This is a genomic window from Neisseria sp. HMSC31F04, from assembly GCF_001807735.1.
GTDB classification, from domain to species: domain Bacteria; phylum Pseudomonadota; class Gammaproteobacteria; order Burkholderiales; family Neisseriaceae; genus Neisseria; species Neisseria elongata.
The window spans coordinates 1-19,045 of the sequence record NZ_KV790809.1; the positions used below are offsets into that span (position 1 = coordinate 1).

Consider the following 19,045-nt stretch of genomic DNA (forward strand, 5'->3'; position numbering starts at 1 on the left):
AATGTGGCCGCAGGCACGGTTTCGGCCACCAGCACCGATGCCGCGACCGGCAGCCAGTTGCACAAAACTGCCAATTCCACAGCCATCCACTTGGGCGGCGGATCGGCAGTTCAGGCCGACGGTAGCATTAGCGCGCCGACCTACGCCCTAACCAATGCCTCAGGTGCGCCAACGAACTACAGCAATGTAGGCGACGCATTGACTGCACTGAATGCTCGCACCAATGCGGCCAACGCCGGTTGGAAATTCCAAGTAAACAGCGGTGCTGAGGAAACCATCAAGCCGAATGATACGGTAGGGTTTAAAGATGGTACCAACATTGCCATAACCAACAACGGTAAAGACCTTACCATTGCCACCAACCCCAACCTGACTGCCGACAGTCTGACGATTAATAACGGTCCGGTCATCAACGGCAATGGTATTAGCACCAACGGCAAAAACATTGATATGGGTAGCAACGGCAAGATTACCAATCTAGCCGATGGTAGCATTGCTGCAGGTAGTAAAGACGCTATAACCGGTGGCCAGCTGCATACCGCCCTTAACAACATCAGTAACGCGGCCACCAACCTTATCGGTACCACTCAACCTGATATCGTTACTTACGATGTTTCCGGCAATAAGGCGGACAACACGAATAATGTGAAACAAGCCATCGACAAGATGAACAACGGCGGTATCAAGTTCTTCCACGTGAATGACGGTACCGGTACCCAAACCACAGCTGGTACGCAGCCTGCTACCGAAGATTCATCTGCGTCAGGTCGTTATGGTGCTGCTGTCGGCTACCAGGCCAATGCTAGCGGTGAAAGCGGCGTAGCAATTGGTAAAGGTGCACAGGCAACGGCGAAAAATACCATCTCAATCGGTACAGGTAATATTGTTTCGGGGGAAGGTTCAGGTGCAATCGGTGACCCGACCATTATTACAGGAGCAGGTACATATACTATTGGTAACAATAATGGGACTGTCAGCGCTAATGCCGCAGGTGCATTCGGTAACGACAATACTCTGACCGGGCATAACAGCCGCATTATCGGTAATCACAATATCGTGAATACTGAAAATACCTTTGTTGTTGGTAATAATGTTAGCCGTGCCACAGCTAACTCCGTTGTACTGGGCAACAATTCCAGCGCTGAACGCGTACACACCACGGCTACTACGCCGGGTAGCAACTACACATTCGGCGGTCTGAATGATGCCAACGTGGCCGGCGTGAACAACGTTGTCGGCGTGGTCAGCGTCGGACAAGGGGCTGCGGGCAGCGATGCTTCCGTGGAAACCCGCCAGATCCAAAACGTCGCCGCCGGTGTCGTATCCGCCACCAGTACCGATGCCATCAACGGTAGCCAGCTGTACCATACCAACCAAGCCATCTTGAATGGTGTAAACGGAAACTTGGCTAACTTGGGTGCGCGTATCGGTCAAGTGGAAGATGCCGCTAATGCGGGTACTGCGGCAGCTATGGCAATGGCAGGCCTGCCGCAAGCCTATCTGCCCGGTAAGAGTATGATGGCTGTCGGTGGCAGTGTTTATCGCGGTGAAAGTGGCTATGCAATTGGTTATTCCACTATTTCCGATGGTGGTAACTGGATCATCAAAGGTACTGCAACGGGTAACTCTCGTGGTCACTACGGTGCTACGGCAGCAGTAGGTTATCAGTGGTAAGTTAATCAAATCGATTTCAGACGGCAATAAGAGGATAAGAGGCCGTCTGAAATCGATAATTGAAAGGATGAATATATGAAAATAAGTACTTCATGGTTAAAAACAGGTGCTGCATTGGCGGCTGTTTGCCTTCTGTCTGCTTGTGCAACCAAAAGTAAGATTACTGCTGACGGCACAACAGATAATCCGGTTTTTCCGAAACCCTACTCACTGACATTTAATAAAAACCGGGGCACTTTCCCTACCCAGGCAGAGTTAGACAAAATGCGTCCCGGCTTGACTAAGGATGATATATATAAAATCTTGGGCCGCCCACACTATGATGAAGGATTATACGGTGTGCGCGAATGGGATTATTTGTTCCATTTTTATACTCCGGGCGTAGGTACTGATCCAGATAATACATCGGGCGTGCCAGATATTACGACTTGCCAATATAAAGTTATTTATGACAAACACAAATTTGCGCGAAGTTTCCATTGGAATCCGGTTTATCCGGCCGATGCGGTTTGTCCTCCCAAAGAGCCCCAAGAGCCCAAAACTGAGCCTCAGGTAATTATTCGTGAAATAGTGCATGCTCCTCAGAAAATTCGGCAATAGGTCATTTTGATGTTAAAAGCTTTATGCTTGTTAATGCTGTCAGGGGTGAGCATTGCTGCTTCCGCTTCTGGCAGCATTGATACTTTTATGCAAAGTAAAAAAGTAATTGTCTATACCGATAAGGCCGAATTATGTTTTGCTGATACAGGAGAATGCCATCCTGTGTTGATTGGGAAAACGACACCCAAAGGCCGGTTTGATCTGCAACTGTACAGTACGGAAAAGGCCGGTTATGGCGGCGACGTGATTGGTTTCAAACAAGAAAAAGACTTTTTGTTTGCCTTGCACCGTGTTTGGACGTTGAAGCCGTCAGAGCGTCGATTGGAACGCATTCGATCCCCGTTGGTTGCAGACCGAATTATGACTAATGGCTGTATCAATGTTCATGACGAGGTGTATGAAAAATTAAAAACGTATTTTGTACTCGAAATTCTCTAAAAAGATGATTTAAAGAAGCGAATATTGTCCATAGTCATTGTCTTTCGGCTTGAAAAAGTTATAATCGGAAGCGTCGTTTTCCTCAATACTCAAAATATTGTTTGTCGGCAGATTGGGTATATGAGGCCGTCTGAAAAACATTTTTTACAGAAGGAATATCTATGTCGCAAACTCAAAACGCCGTCATCCCGTCATGGTCATGGATGACGGCCCGTGTAGTCCGTATTTTAGGTTTTGGATTTGGTACAGGCTTGACGAAAAGTGCTCCGGGTACTGTGGGTACCTTGCCTGCCATTTTTGTTGCCGGCCTGTTGTTCGGCATGGGCATGAGTCATCTGACATTGCTGATTGTAGCGGCTGTCCTGTTTTTGCTTGGGGTTCGGATTTGCGATATTTTGAGCCAGGAATTGGGAACACATGATCATCGCGGCATCGTTTGGGACGAATTTGTAGCCATGCTCCTTGTATTATCCTGCGTGCCGCAAGGGCTGGGTTGGTGGTTACTTTCCTTCTTATTATTTCGGCTGTTTGATATCTTAAAACCACAGCCGGTGAAATGGGCGGATAGTCAGATTAAAGGCGGATTGGGTGTCATGCTTGATGATGCGATTGCCGCTGTTTATGCCATCTTAGTCGTGCAAGCACTGCATTGGTTATTTGCCTAAATCGATTTAGAAAATGGGGGTTGTCCTGATTATTTGGGACAACTCCTTTTTATTTTTTTCCGGTTAGCTTTTTGATTGAACAGGTGGTAGATTTCAAATAACGACAGACCAGCCAACTCAGTGTCATTTTCACATCTGGCAGCATTTCCTTTTTCAAATGCCATCGGGGCTTATAGGAGGCCGTCTGAAAGCCCCATTGCCTAAAATCTATGATATTCCTACAATGCCTCCGAACGCTAAACCCTAAAAGTAATTGCCACTAAGTTTGAGTAGCCTGTTTTTCAAACCATCATTTCAGAAACACATCATGCAAGAAACCCAAATCCTTTCAGACGGCCTGCAATTCCGTTCATTCAATATTCCCCGCTACCGCCTGACCAAACTCGGCGAACAAATGGCGCGCCTGCCCATCGACCCGAAAATCGCACGTATTTTGCTGGCGGCGAAGAAGCACGACTGCATGGCGGAAATACTGGTGATCGCGTCCGCGCTGTCGATTCAAGACCCGCGCGAACGGCCGCTGGAAGCGCGCGATGCCGCAGCCAAGGCGCACGAACGTTTTACCGACAAGCAGTCAGATTTCCTTGCCTATCTGAATATTTGGGGCAGCTTCCAGCGCGAGCGCGACAAAGGTTTGTCCAACAAGCAACTGGTGCAGTGGTGCCGCCAATATTTCCTGTCGCACCTGCGAATGCGCGAATGGCGCGAGTTGCATCACCAGCTTGCCCAAACCGCGATTGAAATGGGTTTGACCACCAAGGAAGCCGCTTTCAGACGGCCTCCCGAAGTCAGGCAGCTCACGTCGTCTGAAAATGCAGGCGACCAAGACTTATCCGCCAAACTCAAACAAAAACAACTAGATAAGAAACAACACCGCGCCCGAATCCGCGCTGCCAAAGAAGCGGGCTACGAACAAATCCACCGCGCCCTGCTGACCGGCCTTATCGCCAACGTCGGCATGAAATCGCCCGACGGCAACGATTACACGGGCGCGCGCGGCAGCCGTTTTCATCTGTTTCCCGCGTCCGCGCTGTTCAAATCCAAGCCCAAATGGGTGATGGCGGCGGAGCTGACCGAAACCACGCGCCTTTACGCGCGCGATGTGGCGGCGATTCAGCCCGAATGGATTGAGCAGGAAGCGCCGCATTTGGTGAAATATCATTATTTTGAGCCGCATTGGGAGCAAAAGCGCGGCGAAGTCGTCGCCAGCGAACGCGTTACGCTTTATGGCCTGACCGTGCTGCCGCGCCGCCCCGTCGCCTACGGCAGAATCGCCCCCGCAGAAGCCCGTGAAATCTTTATCCGCAGCGCGCTGGTGGCGCAGGAATGCGATTTGAAAGCGGACTTTTTTGTCCACAACAAAATGCTGATTAAGGAAATTACCGAACTCGAACACAAATCGCGCAAGCAAGACGTGCTGGTCGATGACGAAACGCTGTTTGCGTTTTATCACGAACGGCTGCCCGATTTTTATACGGCGGACGCGGTTTCAGACGGCCTGCACACCGAAAGCAGCCTGCACCCCCGAAGGCTACCTGAAAACCAACATGCCTGTTTCCCTGCTGGAACGTTAGTGCATACCGACAAAGGACCTGTGCCAATTGAACATATTCGTGTAGGCGACCATGTTTTGTCGCGTTCGGAATATGGCGGAACAGATGCGCCCACTGCCTACAAAACCGTTCTACGTGCTTTCTGCTCTGGAGAGAGCACGCTGGTTCGGTTGATGCTTTGCTCGGATAACCAAGATAGCAAACATCCGTCCCCTGTTTATCAAGCCTTAATGACGGCCAACCATCCTTTGTGGGATGCCGTTTTGCAAAAATGGAGGCCTGCTGCCGAGCTGGAAAAAGGTACTTTGCTGGCTTGCGCAAACGGTAACACTTTACGCGTGTTGTCGTTGGAACATTTTGAAAAATCTACGACCGATACCGTCATCTACAACCACCGTCTGATTGTTTCCGGTACTGAAATTGCCTATTACAGCGTTGGGAATACAGCAGGGCGTCCCATTCTATTACTGCATGGCGGCGGTGTGGATTCAGCACTGTTGTCTTGGCAAGAGGTCATGCAAAAATGGCAGGATGATGATTATTACCTGATTGCCCCCGATTGGCCTGGATATGGGGCAAGCGAGAAGCCTAATGTAAACTATTCAATTGACTATTATGAGCAATTCCTAAATCAACTAATAACTTCCCTAAATCTATCTAACCCGATATTGTGCGGCCTATCTATGGGTGGCGCTGTTGCATTGCAATATGCGCTGCACCATCCGCAGCAGGTGAAAAAACTGGTATTGCTCGCGCCATGGGGTATCAGTCGCAGTGCTCCATTGTCTGGTATTGGCAAATGGTATGCCAAATCGCGCCTAAACCGCTTGAGCTACCGTTTGTGCGCTAGTCGCTGGCTGACCCGCTATCTGATTGCCACTACGTTAATCGGCGACCCGCAACGTATCACACCCGAAACTGTTGATTCCGTACGCGCCGCTGCGTTGGATAAAGACGCGGGTAAAGCGTTCCAATCGTTCCAAATTAACGAAATCAGCGATAGCCAACAAATAGGTCGCCTGCTACCACAATTACCTTCGCTATCTATGCCTGTATTGTTAGTGCATGGAGAGAATGATCCAGGTGTACCACTATCAGATGCACAAGCTGCCGCCAGTAGCATTCCAAATTCACGTTTAGAGGTGTTTGGGCAACACAAGCACTGGGCACAAAAAGAAAGCCCGCAACGTTTTGCTGATTTGCTGCGAGATTTCTGCTGCCATGAGCAACCTTCCTCCGCCGTGTCGAGAGTGCCTGTTTATAATTTGGAAGTGGAAGATTTTCATACCTATTTCATCGGAGAACAAGCAATTTGGGTACACAACTGCGATATACAAATCCAGCCTGAAAAAACATTGTCAGACGCCCCCAAACCCGAACCCCTGCCCGAATACTGCCGCCCCAAAATCCGCATTGCAGACGATGCCGAACAGCGCGACCGCTTGTGCAGGCTGCTTGTTGCGCAAAACCAGTACGACTTGGCAACATGGGCGATGCAGTGCGTTCAACATATCCTGCCGTTGCTGCCCGATGCAGTAGAAGCAGACGCCGTTCACGACGCATTCGATTTGCTCAAACGTTGGCAAAACGGACAGGCAGACGTTACGCAACTGCGGCAGACAGGTTTTGCGCTGCACAAGCTGGCAAAAGAACAGCAAAATCCCGTTGCCACCGCCGTGTTACGTGCCGCAGGTCAGGCGGTCGGCGTCGGGCATATGAAGGAACACGCGCCCGTGTGCGGCGACTACGCCGTCAAAGCCGTGGGCTTGGCAAACGGTCAAAATCCGCAAGCCGTCAGCCAAGAGCGGCAGTGGCAGCTTGAACAATTGCAGCAAATCGCCGCACAACCAAGCAGCCTGCACCCGGAAAGGCTACCTGAAAACACAATCGGCACACTTTCAGACGACCCCAAACCCAAAAAGCAGCCTGCACCCCAAAAACGCCGTCTGAAACCCCTCCCCCTCGCCGACATCGGCACCTTCCAAGCCTGGCTCAAAACCGCCGAGCGCGACAACCCGCGCCTGCTGTTCCTCAGCCGCGACGACCTCATGCAGCACGCCGCCGCGCACATCACCGAAGAACAATTCCCCAAACACTGGCAAACCGCAGACGGCAAATTCAAACTCAGCTACCGCTTCGAGCCGCACCACCCGCTCGACGGCGTGACCCTTACCCTGCCGCTCACCGTGCTCAACCGCATCAGCCCCGCCGCCCTCGAATGGCTCGTGCCCGGCATGATACGCGAAAAAATCCAGCTACAAATCAAAGCGCTGCCCAAACAAATCCGCCGCATCTGCGTGCCCGTGCCCGAATTCATCACCCAATTTTTAAGCCAAAACCCCGACCGCAACGCCCCCATCCTGCCCCAGCTCGCCCAAGCCATCGCCAAAACCGCAGGCGACATCCGCATACTCGATCAAATAAACCAAGACGAATGGGCCGCGTTCAGGCTGCCCGAACACTGCTATTTCAACCTCCGCATCATCGACGACGGCGGACAAGAATTAGCCATGGGGCGCGATTTAATCCAAATCCAACAACAACTTGGCAAAGCCGCCGCCACCACCTTCCGCGACAACACCCAAGAATTCGAGCGCGACAACGTTACCGCATGGGACATCGGCACCCTGCCCGAATCCATCAAATTCGCCCGCGGCAAACAGCAGCTCACCGGCTACCTCGGCCTGCAAAAAGAAAAAGACGGCCGCATCGCCCTGCGCCTGTTCGACACGTCTGCCGCCGCCGAACAAGCCCACAGATTAGGCGTGATCGAACTCATGAAACTACAACTAAAAGAACAAGTTAAAGACCTGAACAAAGGCATCCAAGGCTTCACCCAAGCCGCCATGCTGCTCAAACACATCAACGCCGACACCCTGCGCGACGACCTCACCCAAGCCGTCTGCGACCGCGCCTTTATCGGCGAAGACGAGCTGCCGCGCAACGAAAAAGCCTTCAAAGAACAAATCAAACGCGCCCGCAGCCGCCTGCCCGCCGTCAAAGAAGCACTCAGCCGCTACTTGCAGGAAACCGCCGCCGCCTACGCCGAACTCAACGGCAAACTCGGCAAACACCCGCTCACCCACCTCATTCGCCAACGCCTGCAAACCCTGCTCGCCGCCGGCTTCGCCACCCGCACCCCGTGGGCACAATGGCCGCGCCTCCCCATCTACCTCAAAGCCATGACCCTGCGCCTCGAAAAATACAGCAGCAACCCCGCCCGCGACGCAGCCCGCGAAGCTGATATACAGGAATTGAAACAAATGTGGCAGGAAAAAACCGACAGCTTGGTAAAACAAGGACTACCCGTTTCAGACGACCTCGCCGCGTTTAAATGGATGATTGAAGAATTGAGGGTATCGCTGTTCGCGCAGGAGTTGAAGACGCCGTATCCGGTGTCGGTGAAGAGGTTGTTGAAGGAGTGGGAGGGGTTGAAATAAATTTAAGGCTACCTGAAAATTTTCAGGTAGCCTTAAACATTTAAATTTTATATTTCAAAAAATAATGTATGGAATGTGGTCTTTCTAACTACTACCCTTTTCAATCAATTCCAAAGCAGCCTACACCCCCTTTCTTGTTTTCAGAAAGTAAGACGTAATTTTGAGTACAAAAAATTCAACCGTTTTTCAATATTCTCTTACCTGATTTGTCATTGCTTACCTGTATTCTCATATCCGAGTACGTTATTCCGCTTTATTTTTCATCTGTTTTACTAATTTATGAAATTGAGTATAGAATGAATTGGGAATTCCCCAACCACCTCACCTCATAGGAGACTGCATCATGAGCAACATCCCTGAAATCCTGCAAAACCCGCTGACCAACAAAGACACGGCGTTTACCGTTGAAGAGCGTAAGAAATACGGCTTAATCGGCCGCCTGCCCGCAGCGGTGGAGACGCTTGACCAACAAGCCGTACGCGCCTACCGCCAATACGCTTCATATGCCGAAAATATTGAAAAATATATTTTTCTCGACCAACTGCACAACCGCAACGAAGTGCTGTATTACAAACTGCTGACCGACCATTTGGCGGAGATGCTGCCGATTGTGTACGACCCGACCGTAGGCGAAGCAATTAAGAAATGGAGCCGTGACTACCGCCGTTCGCGCGCGGTGTATTTGGATATCAACCACCCCGAAGCCATTCGCGAATCCCTTGAATCTTTGGGGCTGGGTGCGGACGATGTGGATCTGATTGTGGTGTCGGACGCGGAAGAAATCCTCGGCATCGGCGACTGGGGCGTGAATGGTACGGATATTTCCGTCGGCAAGCTGGCGGTTTACACTGCTGCCGCAGGGATTGACCCCGCCCGCGCCATTGCCGTCAATCTTGATGTTGGTACAGACAACGAAGCCTTGCTCAACGACCCCGCCTACCTCGGCAACCGCCACGCCCGCGTGCGCGGCGAACGCTACGACGCACTGATTGCTGCATACTTGAAAACAGCGGCAGAGCTGTTCCCGAATGCATTGCTGCACTTTGAAGATTTCGGCCCGTCCAACGCGCGCCGCATTTTGGTGGAAAACCGCGAACGCTACCGTATTTTCAACGACGATATGCAGGGCACGGGCGCGATTGTGATGGCGGCAGTATTTTCCGGATTGAAAGTAACCAAACAAAACTTTGCCGAACAGCGTTTGGTTGTTTATGGAGCGGGTACGGCGGGAACAGGCATGGCAGACCAAATCAGCGCGGCCATGCAGCGCGACGGACTCTCCCGCGAAGAAGCCAAGAAACGCGTATGGCTGATAGACATCAACGGCTTGGTTACCGACGATATGCCGAATCTACCGGATTATCAGCAGGAATATGCCCGTCCTGCCGCCGAAGTGGCTGCATGGACGAAAACCAACGGCAAAATCAGCCTACTGGAAGTGGTCAAACAGATCAGGCCGACCATCTTAATCGGCACATCCACCGATCACGGCGCGTTTACCGAAGAAGTGGTGAAAGCGCTGTGCGCGGGCGTAGAACGGCCTATTTTGCTGCCGCTGTCCAATCCGACGGAGAAAATCGAAGTCATGCCTGCCGACGCGGTTCAATGGTCGGACGGCAAAGCGTTAATTTCCGTCGGCATACCTGTTCCGCCCGTTTCTTATAAAAGCGTGAACTACCACATTGGGCAAGCCAACAACGCCATGCTTTATCCGGGCCTGGGCTTGGGCGTTATCGTTTCTGGCGCGAAAGAAGTTACCGATGGTATGCTGCTTGCCGCTGCCGAAGCCGTAGCATCACAAGTGAACCCGCAAGATACAGGCGCATCCCTGCTGCCACCGGTGGACAACCTGCGCGCGTCATCCGCCACTGTGGCGGTTGCCGTGGCGAAACAGGCGGTCAAGGACGGTGTAGCGACCAAACAGCCTGAAAACTGGGTACAGGCCGTGCAGGATGTAATGTGGCAGCCTGTATACCGCTGATTATCCAATCATTGCATTTCAAATAAATTATCGTCTCCTTTCAAGCACCCCAAAGGTCGTCTGAAATCCATTTTCAGACGACCTTTTGCCTCTTTGCTAAACAAATCTTCCCACCGCCCTCTCCCCAAACGTCGTCTGAGCCAGTAAACTCCTCATATTTCAACAACTTCTTGGAAGCAAACCATGTCCGGTATCTACCTACCCCGCCTATTTCCGCCACACATCGCCGCCCGCGTGCTGTATTTTCAGCAGGGCAAGGTTCGCGATGTCCAAAAAACTTCCGCCGGGCGTTATCGGGCGGAGGTGTGCGGTTCGGAAAACTATTCGGTATGGCTGAAGCTGGATAGTGATTTGTACATTAAGGACGGGGGCTGCGATTGTCCTTATGGCTGGGCGTGTAAGCATATGGCGGCGTTTTGGTATGCGGTGCGCGCCCAAACGCCGGACGGGCAGCCTGACGAATCTGACGCGCAGCAGCCTAAAAAGGGCGGCAATCCGTATCGGCAGCAGTTCTCCCAAATCTTTTCCCGAACCCGATATTATGATTACTACGGAGCCGCCGATTTGGGGTTCAGCAAGCTGTAGTTTTTATTCCAATGATAGAGGCCGTCTGAAACTTTGCATATGGAATCTTTCAGACGGCCTTTTGTTCGGGTATCAAATATCTGATCCATCAAGCCTGGTGTTATTGTTTTCACTTCATCAAGTGCATTGTGTACTGGTTGATATGGTCTCATTCTGTCCCTCTTTGCTGATGGCATCGTTGCTTGTCGGGCAGTTACAATGATGGATGAGCGGTGATGCGAAATATAAAAACCCGCCTGATTAGGCGGGTTTTTGGTTGCGTTAGGATAAACGTCTGTTTATTCTTCTGCGCCGGTGTAGGGGCGGACGCTGACGGTTTTGCGGTTCAGACGGCCTTTAACCGCGAATTCGACATAGCCGTCCACTTTGGCGAACAGAGTGTGGTCTTTGCCCATGCCTACGTTGTCGCCGGCGTGGAATTTGGTGCCGCGTTGGCGGACGATGATGGAACCTGCGGGAATCAGTTCGCTGCCGTAGGCTTTTACGCCCAAGCGTTTGGCTTCTGAATCGCGACCGTTGCGGGTGCTGCCGCCTGCTTTTTTACTTGCCATTTGTAATACTCCTAAGTTTTAAAAATTAGGCGATTGCCACGATTTCGATTTGGGTGAAATTCTGGCGGTGGCCTTGGCGTTTTTGGTAGTGTTTGCGGCGGCGCATTTTGAAGATGCGGATTTTTTCGCCGCGACCGTGGGCAACTACTTTTGCCGTTACTTTCGCGCCCTCGATAAAGGGAGCGCCTACTTTTACAGACTCGCCGTCAGCAATCATCAGAACTTCGGTCAGTTCGATTTGGCTGTCGAGTTCGGCAGGTATCTGTTCTACTTTCAATTTTTCGCCAACGGAAACTTTATATTGTTTGCCGCCGGTTTTTACGACCGCGTACATACTCAACTCCATAAGGATTTTGGTTTAAAGAAAATTCCGCGCACCATGCGCGAAACGGGGTATTCTATTGCTAAGGGGCTGTTTTGTCAAGCTTTGGCGGCGTTTTGGTATGCGGGCGGAGATGCGGGATGTTTGCGGTGTTTTTTCAGACGGCCTTTGATGCTATAATCGCGGGCTTGTTTTTCTGTAAAACCGTCTGTCGTGCCGAGTCCGTCATGCTTGAAAACCTGCCCTATTTCCAACAAAATTTAGCAGCCGATTTAGGCCGTGTCGATGTGGTTATCAATCGGGCGGTGCAGTCGGAAGTGGCTCTGATTTCCCAAATCGGTACTTATATTATCAGTGCGGGCGGCAAGCGGCTGCGGCCGGTGATTACCATTTTGTCCGGCAGGACGTTGGGTTGCGACAACGACGGCCTGTATTCGTTGGCGGCAATGGTGGAGTTCATCCATACTTCCACCCTGCTGCATGATGATGTGGTGGACGAAAGCGAGTTGCGGCGCGGACGGAAAACGGCAAACAATTTATTCGGCAATGCCGCCGCCGTATTAGTAGGCGACTTTCTTTATACCCGCGCGTTCCAGTTGATGGTCGGCTCCGGCAGCATGAAGATTTTGGAAGTGATGGCCGATGCGACCAATATTATTGCCGAAGGCGAAGTGATGCAGCTGATGAATATCGGCAATATCGATATTACCGAGGCGCAGTATCTGCAAGTTATCCAATATAAAACTGCCAAGTTGTTTGAAGCGGCGGCGCAGGTTGGCGCTATTTTGGCGGGTGCTTCGGCAGAGCAGGAAGCCGCGTTGCGGGATTACGGCATGTATGTCGGCACGGCCTTCCAGATTATTGACGATGTGCTGGACTATTCCGGCGATCCCGAACAAATCGGCAAAAATGTCGGCGACGATTTGGCCGAAGGCAAGCCGACATTGCCGTTGATTTACCTGATGAACCAAGGCAGTCAGGAGGCGGCTGCGGATGTGCGCTCCGCACTGCAAAATGCCGATCGCAGTTATTTTGAAAAAATTCATGCCCATGTGGCCGCATCCGACGCGCTGTCTTACTGCATCGCGCAGGCGAAGGCGGCGGCGGGCAAAGCGGCAGCCTGTCTGGATGTGCTGCCCGATAACGAGGCTACCCGCGCTATGCGCCAGCTGGCGGAAGTGTCGGTAGCCAGGGTGATGTAAATTTAAGCGTTGCGCTTCGTTTTTCTAAGTTTTAAGTCCTCGCCGTAGTTCAACGGATAGAACGTATGCCTCCTAAGCGTAAAATACAGGTTCGATTCCTGTCGGCGGGGCCATGATTTTCGGAAGCGGGTTTCCGTTTCCAATATCAAAAAGGCCGTCTGAAAGCCATTTTCGGTTTTCAGACGGCCTTTTTGCGTGATGGCGGACTGTGTTTTCACAGCCGGGACGGCACATTAAGTGAATCTGTCAGACGGGGTTACAGGCAATCCCGTTCGTTGGCCAGCATTTCTTCCAATGTTTCTCGGCGGCGGACGATTTTGGCTTCATTGCCGTTGACCAGCACTTCGGCCGCACGCGGGCGGGTGTTGTAGTTGCCCGCCATGCTGGAAGCGTATGCGCCCGCGCTGCGGACGACCAGTAAATCGCCTGCCTGGGCCGAAATCATGCGGTCTTTGGCCAGGAAGTCGCCGGTTTCGCAAATCGGGCCGACGATGTCGGCGGCAAACGGCGCAACGGGACTCGGTTCGGCGTTTTCAATGTGGTGGTAGGCCTGATAGAGGGCCGGGCGCATCAGGTCGTTCATGGCGGCATCGACGACGACGAAGTTTTTGTCGCCATTTTGTTTGACGAATTCCACACGGGTCAGCAGTGCGCCCGCATTGCCGACCAGGCTGCGGCCGGGTTCCAAAATCAGTTTCAGGCTGCGGCCGCCCAAGAGTTTTTGCACGGCTGCGGCGTAGGCGGCCAAATCCGGCGTTTCTTCGTTTTGATAGACGATGCCGACGCCGCCGCCTAAGTCGATGTGCTGCAAACCGATTCCGTTTGCGGCCAGCTTGTCGATGAGCGGCAACAGGCGTTCGCAGGCTTCAACCAGCGGTTCGAGTTTGATGAGTTGGGAGCCGATGTGGCAGTCTATGCCGATGATGTTCAGGTGCGGCAGGGATGCGGCGTGCAGGTAGGCGCGTTCGGCATCTTCCATGGCGATGCCGAATTTGTTGGCTTTCAGGCCGGTGGAGATATAGGGGTGGGTTTGCGCGTCCACATCGGGGTTGATGCGCAGGGAGACAGATGCAGCGGTTTTCAGACGGCCTGCTATTTCGTTGATGCTGTCGAGTTCGGGCAGGCTTTCGACGTTGAAGCATTTGATGCCTGATTTCAGGGCGAATTCGATTTCCGCCGCACTTTTGCCCACGCCGGAAAAAATGGTTTTGTCCGCCCGTCCGCCCGCCGCCAGGACGCGCGCGAGTTCGCCGCCGGATACGATGTCGAAGCCGCTGCCCAGTTCGGCGAAACGGCGGATGACGCTCAGGTTGCCGTTGGCTTTGACGGCATAACAGATTAAGGGGTCGAGTGCGGCAAAGGCGGTTTGATAACGGGCGAAGGCCGAATCAAGTTCGGCTTGGCTGTACACATATAAAGGCGTGCCGAAGCGTTCGGCCAGTTCCGTGTAGCTGATGTTTTCGCAGTGGAGGGACATTTATTCGGCTTCCGGTTGGATGGTGATGGGTTGGTTTTCGAGTTGCAGGCCGGTCTGTACCGCGCCAAATTTGGCTTTGTCGGACTCTTTCGGCAGGTAGAGGCTGCCTTTGAAGCCGCAGGCGGAGAGCAGTAAAGCGGCTGCGACGGCGGCCGTGAAAGGTGTTTTCATGGTTTTTTTGCTTTGAATATGGCAAGATGCGCCATTTTAACCCAATCTAACCGATCATGATGACCGAAAGCGAATTTTTGCAGCATTCAGACGGCCTGTTTGCCTATATTGAAGACCAAATCGACGAGCAGGGTTTGGATTTCGACTGCCAGCGCAGCGGCAATGTTTTAACCATAGAGGCGGAAGACGGCACGCAGATTATCGTCAACCGCCACACGCCGAATCAGGAATTGTGGATTGCGGCCAAAAGCGGCGGCTATCATTTTGCGGAGCAGGGCGGCCAATGGCTGGCTACACGCGACGGTCGGGAATTTTTCGCCGTTTTATCCGAGGCGTTGTCGGCGGCGTGCGGAGAAACGGCCTCCGTCGAGCCGTTTGAGGGCTGAAACGATATGTTGCGGTTGCTCCCGTTGTTTTTCAGACGGCCTCGGAGCGGTTGGCTATGAAGTTACCCGCCCCCGCCATTTGGCTGTTTACCTTGCTGGGCGGTTTTGCCTTGGCCGTTACCGTTTTGGGACAATGGTTCGGATTGCGCGACGTATATGCCGACGGCCGGCCACTGGGTATAGTCGAACGTTATGAGAATACGGTATTGCGCAGGGAGCAGTTTTACGATGAGGAAAACGATTCAGCTACGGTGTCGGTTTCTTTGCGCCTGCCGGAAAAGGCTGTTGTACAAACCCCGCCCTGCCGGGCGGACGATGCTTCCTGTCTGGCCGACGTCGAGCCGCCGCAATGGAAGGTTTTGCCGTGCACCGGATATTACGACACGCCTTTGTGCCGCTACAATGCCGAAAGGCCGTCTGAAGAAATTCTGCCGCTGCGTTATGCCGAATTGTACCGCGTTACGAATCATGAAAGTGTGCTGACCAAGATTGCCTACGACGACAACGGCAGTGAAACGGTTTTACAGTTTGCCGAATGGCAGGCCTATGCCGAGTGGTCGGTAAAGCGGGGCATACTGATTTTGAAGCGTATGGTCGGTATTTTGGTTTTAGTCGGTGTGTGTTGGGTGATACTCAGCATCTTGCTACTGAAGCCGCAGCGTTCCACATCGACTTAACTGTAAAGAGAGGCCGTCTGAAAAGTGTTCAGACGGCCTTTTTGCCTGTTTGCAGAATGCCTGAGAAATACAGTGCCACCCCCAGCCATACCCAGCCGTAGCCGATGAGGCGGCCGGTATCGAAGGATTCGCCGAACAGCACCAAGCCCAGCAGAAGCTGGAGCGTGGGCGAACCGTATTGGATTACGCCCAAGGTGGACAGCGGGATGCGCCGTGCGGCAGAGGCAAACAGGATGAGCGGTACGGTGGTGGCGATGCCGGAGCCGACCAGTAGGGCGGTTTGCAGCAGGTTCAACTCGGCAAAAACCAAACCGCCGTGCCGGCCGGCATACAACAGGTAGGAGGCGGCAAAAGGCAGCATCAGGAGGGTTTCCAACACCAAGCCCGGCAATGCGCCCAACGGGGCGAGTTTGCGCACCAACCCGTAGAGGCCGAAGCTGAAGGTAAGCAGGAGGGCGACCCAGGGGATTTGTCCGACGGGTACGGCCAGCCAGAGGATGCCGACCACGGCCAATACGACGGCGGCGGCCTGACGGCGGTTGAGTTTTTCGCCAAACACCAGCCGGCCGAGCAGGATGTTGAACAACGGCGAGACAAAATAACCCAAGCTGGCATCCAATACATGACCGTTGGTAATCGCCCAAAGGTAAATCAACCAGTTCATGGCGATGCAAAACGCGCTGACGGCAAACAAGGCGATGGTTTTCGGCTGCCCCCATGCGCGGAAGAAATCGGCTTTCTGCCGGCTGAATGCCAAAAACAAAACGGCAAACGCCGCCGACCATACAATGCGCTGCGCCAACAGTTGGTCTGCGCCGATGGGGGCGTGGTTGAGCGGATACCAGTAAAGCGGGAAAAGCCCCCAAATGGCATAACAGCCGAGGGCGTAGAACAGGCCTTTGCGTGTTTCGTCGGCAGAGTGATTCATGAATTATCCGGAGTGCGGCCAATGGCGGCGGATTGGGCTTCATCCGCTATGGCGCAGGTTTGAAGGAAGGTTGCAACGCAAATTATACAAGGTTACGGAAAGGCCGGCAGAAATACCCCTGCCGGCCTTTGGTTTTAGCGGATTTCAGACGGCCTTACCAATAGCCCAAAGCCTTCCACCATATTCCGCCGACAACCACAAACACCAGCAGGTTTACCACGCTCATCACAAAGCCCGCCTTCCACCATTCGCCCAGCGTCGTATAACCCGAACCGAAAATAACGGGCGCGGTGCCGGTGGCGTAGTGGGTCAGCGTCATCATCAGGCTGGATACGGCGGCAATCATCAGGCCGAAAGCCATCGGCGGCGCACCCAAAAACAGCCCTGCGGCATAAAACGCGCCGAGCATCGCCGTGATGTGGGCAGTGGTGCTGGCGAACATATAGTGCGCGTACATATAAATCAGCAGCAGCAAGGCCGACGCGCCGACCCAGCCCATGCCGGTATTTTTAATGCCGCTGCCCAGCATATCCGAAAACCAGCCGATCAGGCCGAGCTTGTTCAAGAAAGAGGCCATCATCACCAGCGCGGAGAACCATACCACCGTATCCCATGCGCCTTTTTCCTTCAATACGTCATCCCAAGTCAGCACGCCCGACAAAAGCAGCAGCGACAGGCCGATAAAGGCGGTGGCGGTGGGATTGACGGCGAAAGCCTTGCCGAAAATCATGGCCGGAATGCCCGCCCACAAAACCAGCAACACGGCAAAAATCGCCAACATGATTTTCTCGCCGCGGTTCATCGCCCCCTGCTCCTTCAGGCGGTCTTTGGCAAACTGCGCCGCGTTGGGGGTTTCCTTGATTTCGGGCGGATAAACGAAATACAGCACCAGCGGCATCAGGAACATCGCCACCAAGCCCGGCAGCAGCATCGCCAAAGCCCAAGTGCCCCAGCTCAAATGAATCTCGCTGTTGGTGGCTTTGGCAATCAAATCGACCACCAGCGGATTGGGTGCGGTGGCGGTGATGAACATCGCCGAAGTAATCGGATTGCTGTGGTAGTTCACCAAAGCCAAATAGCGGCCGATTCGGCCCTGCGTTCCTTTTTCGGGGTCGGAATCATAGCTGGACGAAATCGCCTTCATCACGGGGTGGATGATGCCGCCGCCGCGCGCGGTGTTGCTGGGCGTTACCGGCGCGAGAATCAGCTCCGACAAGGCCAGGCTGTAGCCAATGCCCAGCGTTTTCTTGCCGAACAGCGAAATAAAATAATAGCCGATGCGCGCGCCCAGGCCGGTTTTCAAAATCCCGCGCGAGATCATAATTGAAATACCGATCAGCCAAATCAGCGGGTCGGCAAACGAACTTAATGCGTCCTTAATCGCCATTTCCGCCGGTTTTTTAATCGGATTGCCGTCCGCGCCCAATTCCGGTACCGTTACCTGCGTTACCGCCACCAGCATCACGGCGATAATCGACAATGCCCCGATTGGCATCGCCTTGCCGATAATCGCCGCAATCACGCCGACAAACATCGCCAACAAATGCCAAGCCTGCGGCGTTACGCCGTCAGGAACGGGGATGACGAACCAAATCAATAATGCTAAGCCCAGCGCAATCGCAGCGGGGATGGGTTTGAAACCGATTTTGTTCATAACCTGCACTCCTTTCTGAATCGACAACATATGGAAAGCAAACAACGCTACTATACGCCGACCGGCATCATTTGTAAGTGAACTACGATAATATTTCTCAATAACTACCTAAAAACCGATTGCGGCCGCCAATATGGCAGCCTTATTAAACTTTACTACATACACGGAAGACACGGGTTGAAATCTAAATAAAACGGCATGGCGGAGTGGATGATGCGTCGGTTTCAAGCCGATTCGCGATTTATTCGGGGGTAAAAGTCCCGTTTGGCAAAAAGGCCGTCTGAAAACGGGATTGGCGAAAAAATCCCTGTTTTCAGACGGCCTCTTGCCTATGGGTGCGGTGCAATCAGTCGTGTACTTTCAGCAGTTCCACTTCAAACACCAGCGTGGCGTTCGGCGGAATCACGCCGCCTGCGCCGCGTGCGCCGTAGCCCATTTCCGGCGGAATGGTCAGTTTGCGTTTGCCGCCTTCGCGCATGCCGCCGAAGCCTTCGTCCCAGCCGCGTATTACTTGTCCGACGCCCAGCGTGATGGTCAGCGGCTGGCGGCGGTCGAGGCTGGAATCGAATTTGGTGCCGTCGGTCAGGTAGCCGCTGTAATGCACGGTGATTTCCTTGCCTTTCTCGGCGGTTTTACCGCTGCCGGTTTCAATATCTTCAATAATCAGGGTCATGATGTTTCCTTTCTTGTCAGTGGGAAAATAAGGCTTTCAGGCCGTCTGAAAACAGGTTTTTGCCGAAT

At 53.0% G+C, this 19,045-nt stretch carries 17 protein-coding genes and 1 tRNA gene; 11 read left to right on the top strand and 7 right to left on the bottom strand.

The features are described from left to right. From HMPREF3107_RS06940 to HMPREF3107_RS11535, 7 genes are all read left to right on the top strand, one after another. Positions 1–1,674: YadA family autotransporter adhesin (locus HMPREF3107_RS06940; protein WP_210391410.1), on the top strand; the 1,674-nt coding region annotated here is incomplete at its 5' end. A 75-nt stretch (positions 1,675–1,749) separates the two neighbouring features. Further along, positions 1,750–2,274 carry an outer membrane protein assembly factor BamE gene (locus tag HMPREF3107_RS06945; protein ID WP_070454542.1) on the top strand — a complete coding sequence of 175 codons (525 nt, stop codon included), beginning with the start codon at positions 1,750–1,752 and terminating at the stop codon, positions 2,272–2,274. Between the two features lie 33 nt (positions 2,275–2,307). Next, positions 2,308–2,712, top strand: coding sequence for a murein L,D-transpeptidase (locus HMPREF3107_RS06950; RefSeq protein ID WP_246828610.1), 405 nt, complete (start codon positions 2,308–2,310; stop codon positions 2,710–2,712). 161 nt (positions 2,713–2,873) lie between these two features. Continuing rightward, positions 2,874–3,377 carry a phosphatidylglycerophosphatase A family protein gene (locus tag HMPREF3107_RS06955; protein WP_070454546.1) on the top strand — a complete coding sequence of 168 codons (504 nt, stop codon included), beginning with the start codon at positions 2,874–2,876 and terminating at the stop codon, positions 3,375–3,377. A gap of 307 nt (positions 3,378–3,684) precedes the next feature. Beyond that, positions 3,685–8,370: an alpha/beta fold hydrolase gene (locus tag HMPREF3107_RS12585; RefSeq protein WP_246828608.1), complete on the top strand. Its 4,686-nt coding sequence runs from the start codon at positions 3,685–3,687 to the stop codon at positions 8,368–8,370. 343 nt (positions 8,371–8,713) lie between these two features. Further along, entirely contained in the window at positions 8,714–10,351 is a 1,638-nt protein-coding gene (locus HMPREF3107_RS06970) for an NAD-dependent malic enzyme (RefSeq protein ID WP_070454548.1), read from the top strand. Positions 10,352–10,534: 183 nt separating this feature from the next. Continuing rightward, the gene (locus HMPREF3107_RS11535; RefSeq protein WP_246828609.1) at positions 10,535–10,936 is read left to right on the top strand and encodes an SWIM zinc finger family protein; all 402 of its coding nucleotides are present in this window, start codon (positions 10,535–10,537) and stop codon (positions 10,934–10,936) included. Between the two features lie 278 nt (positions 10,937–11,214). Here the strand turns inward: HMPREF3107_RS11535 and rpmA are convergent, their stop codons facing one another. After that, a complete protein-coding gene (gene rpmA / locus HMPREF3107_RS06980) occupies positions 11,215–11,487 on the bottom strand; it encodes a 50S ribosomal protein L27 (protein WP_049248127.1) in 273 nt (90 codons plus the stop codon). Positions 11,488–11,512: 25 nt separating this feature from the next. Beyond that, a complete protein-coding gene (gene rplU, locus HMPREF3107_RS06985; protein WP_107854342.1) occupies positions 11,513–11,821 on the bottom strand; it encodes a 50S ribosomal protein L21 in 309 nt (102 codons plus the stop codon). 215 nt (positions 11,822–12,036) lie between these two features. Between rplU and HMPREF3107_RS06990 the strand changes: the two genes are divergently transcribed. Both HMPREF3107_RS06990 and HMPREF3107_RS06995 read left to right on the top strand, forming a co-directional pair. Continuing rightward, positions 12,037–13,011 (top strand): polyprenyl synthetase family protein, encoded by a 975-nt coding sequence (locus HMPREF3107_RS06990; RefSeq protein ID WP_070454551.1) that lies wholly within the window; start codon positions 12,037–12,039, stop codon positions 13,009–13,011. Between the two features lie 38 nt (positions 13,012–13,049). Then, a tRNA-Arg gene (locus HMPREF3107_RS06995) sits at positions 13,050–13,124 on the top strand. 143 nt (positions 13,125–13,267) lie between these two features. Here the strand turns inward: HMPREF3107_RS06995 and lysA are convergent. Beyond that, positions 13,268–14,488, bottom strand: coding sequence for a diaminopimelate decarboxylase (gene lysA, locus HMPREF3107_RS07000; protein WP_070454554.1), 1,221 nt, complete (start codon positions 14,486–14,488; stop codon positions 13,268–13,270). Then, on the bottom strand, positions 14,489–14,659 hold the full coding sequence (locus HMPREF3107_RS11540; protein ID WP_003775659.1) for an LPS translocon maturation chaperone LptM: 171 nt from the start codon (positions 14,657–14,659) through the stop codon (positions 14,489–14,491). A 56-nt stretch (positions 14,660–14,715) separates the two neighbouring features. On the opposite strand from HMPREF3107_RS11540, the gene cyaY reads away from it, so the two are divergent. After that, entirely contained in the window at positions 14,716–15,045 is a 330-nt protein-coding gene (cyaY, locus tag HMPREF3107_RS07005) for an iron donor protein CyaY (protein ID WP_070454556.1), read from the top strand. Between the two features lie 56 nt (positions 15,046–15,101). Then, complete coding sequence (locus HMPREF3107_RS07010) at positions 15,102–15,722, top strand: hypothetical protein (RefSeq protein ID WP_070454558.1); 621 nt, start codon at positions 15,102–15,104, stop codon at positions 15,720–15,722. Positions 15,723–15,750: 28 nt separating this feature from the next. Here the strand turns inward: HMPREF3107_RS07010 and rarD are convergent, their stop codons facing one another. From rarD to HMPREF3107_RS07025, 3 genes are all read right to left on the bottom strand, one after another. Beyond that, entirely contained in the window at positions 15,751–16,650 is a 900-nt protein-coding gene (gene rarD / locus HMPREF3107_RS07015; RefSeq protein WP_070454560.1) for an EamA family transporter RarD, read from the bottom strand. A 154-nt stretch (positions 16,651–16,804) separates the two neighbouring features. After that, entirely contained in the window at positions 16,805–18,304 is a 1,500-nt protein-coding gene (locus HMPREF3107_RS07020; RefSeq protein WP_083284644.1) for a DASS family sodium-coupled anion symporter, read from the bottom strand. A 346-nt stretch (positions 18,305–18,650) separates the two neighbouring features. Next, positions 18,651–18,977, bottom strand: a complete 327-nt coding sequence (locus tag HMPREF3107_RS07025; protein WP_049248120.1) for an FKBP-type peptidyl-prolyl cis-trans isomerase — start codon at positions 18,975–18,977, stop codon at positions 18,651–18,653. Positions 18,978–19,045: the final 68 nt, after the last annotated feature.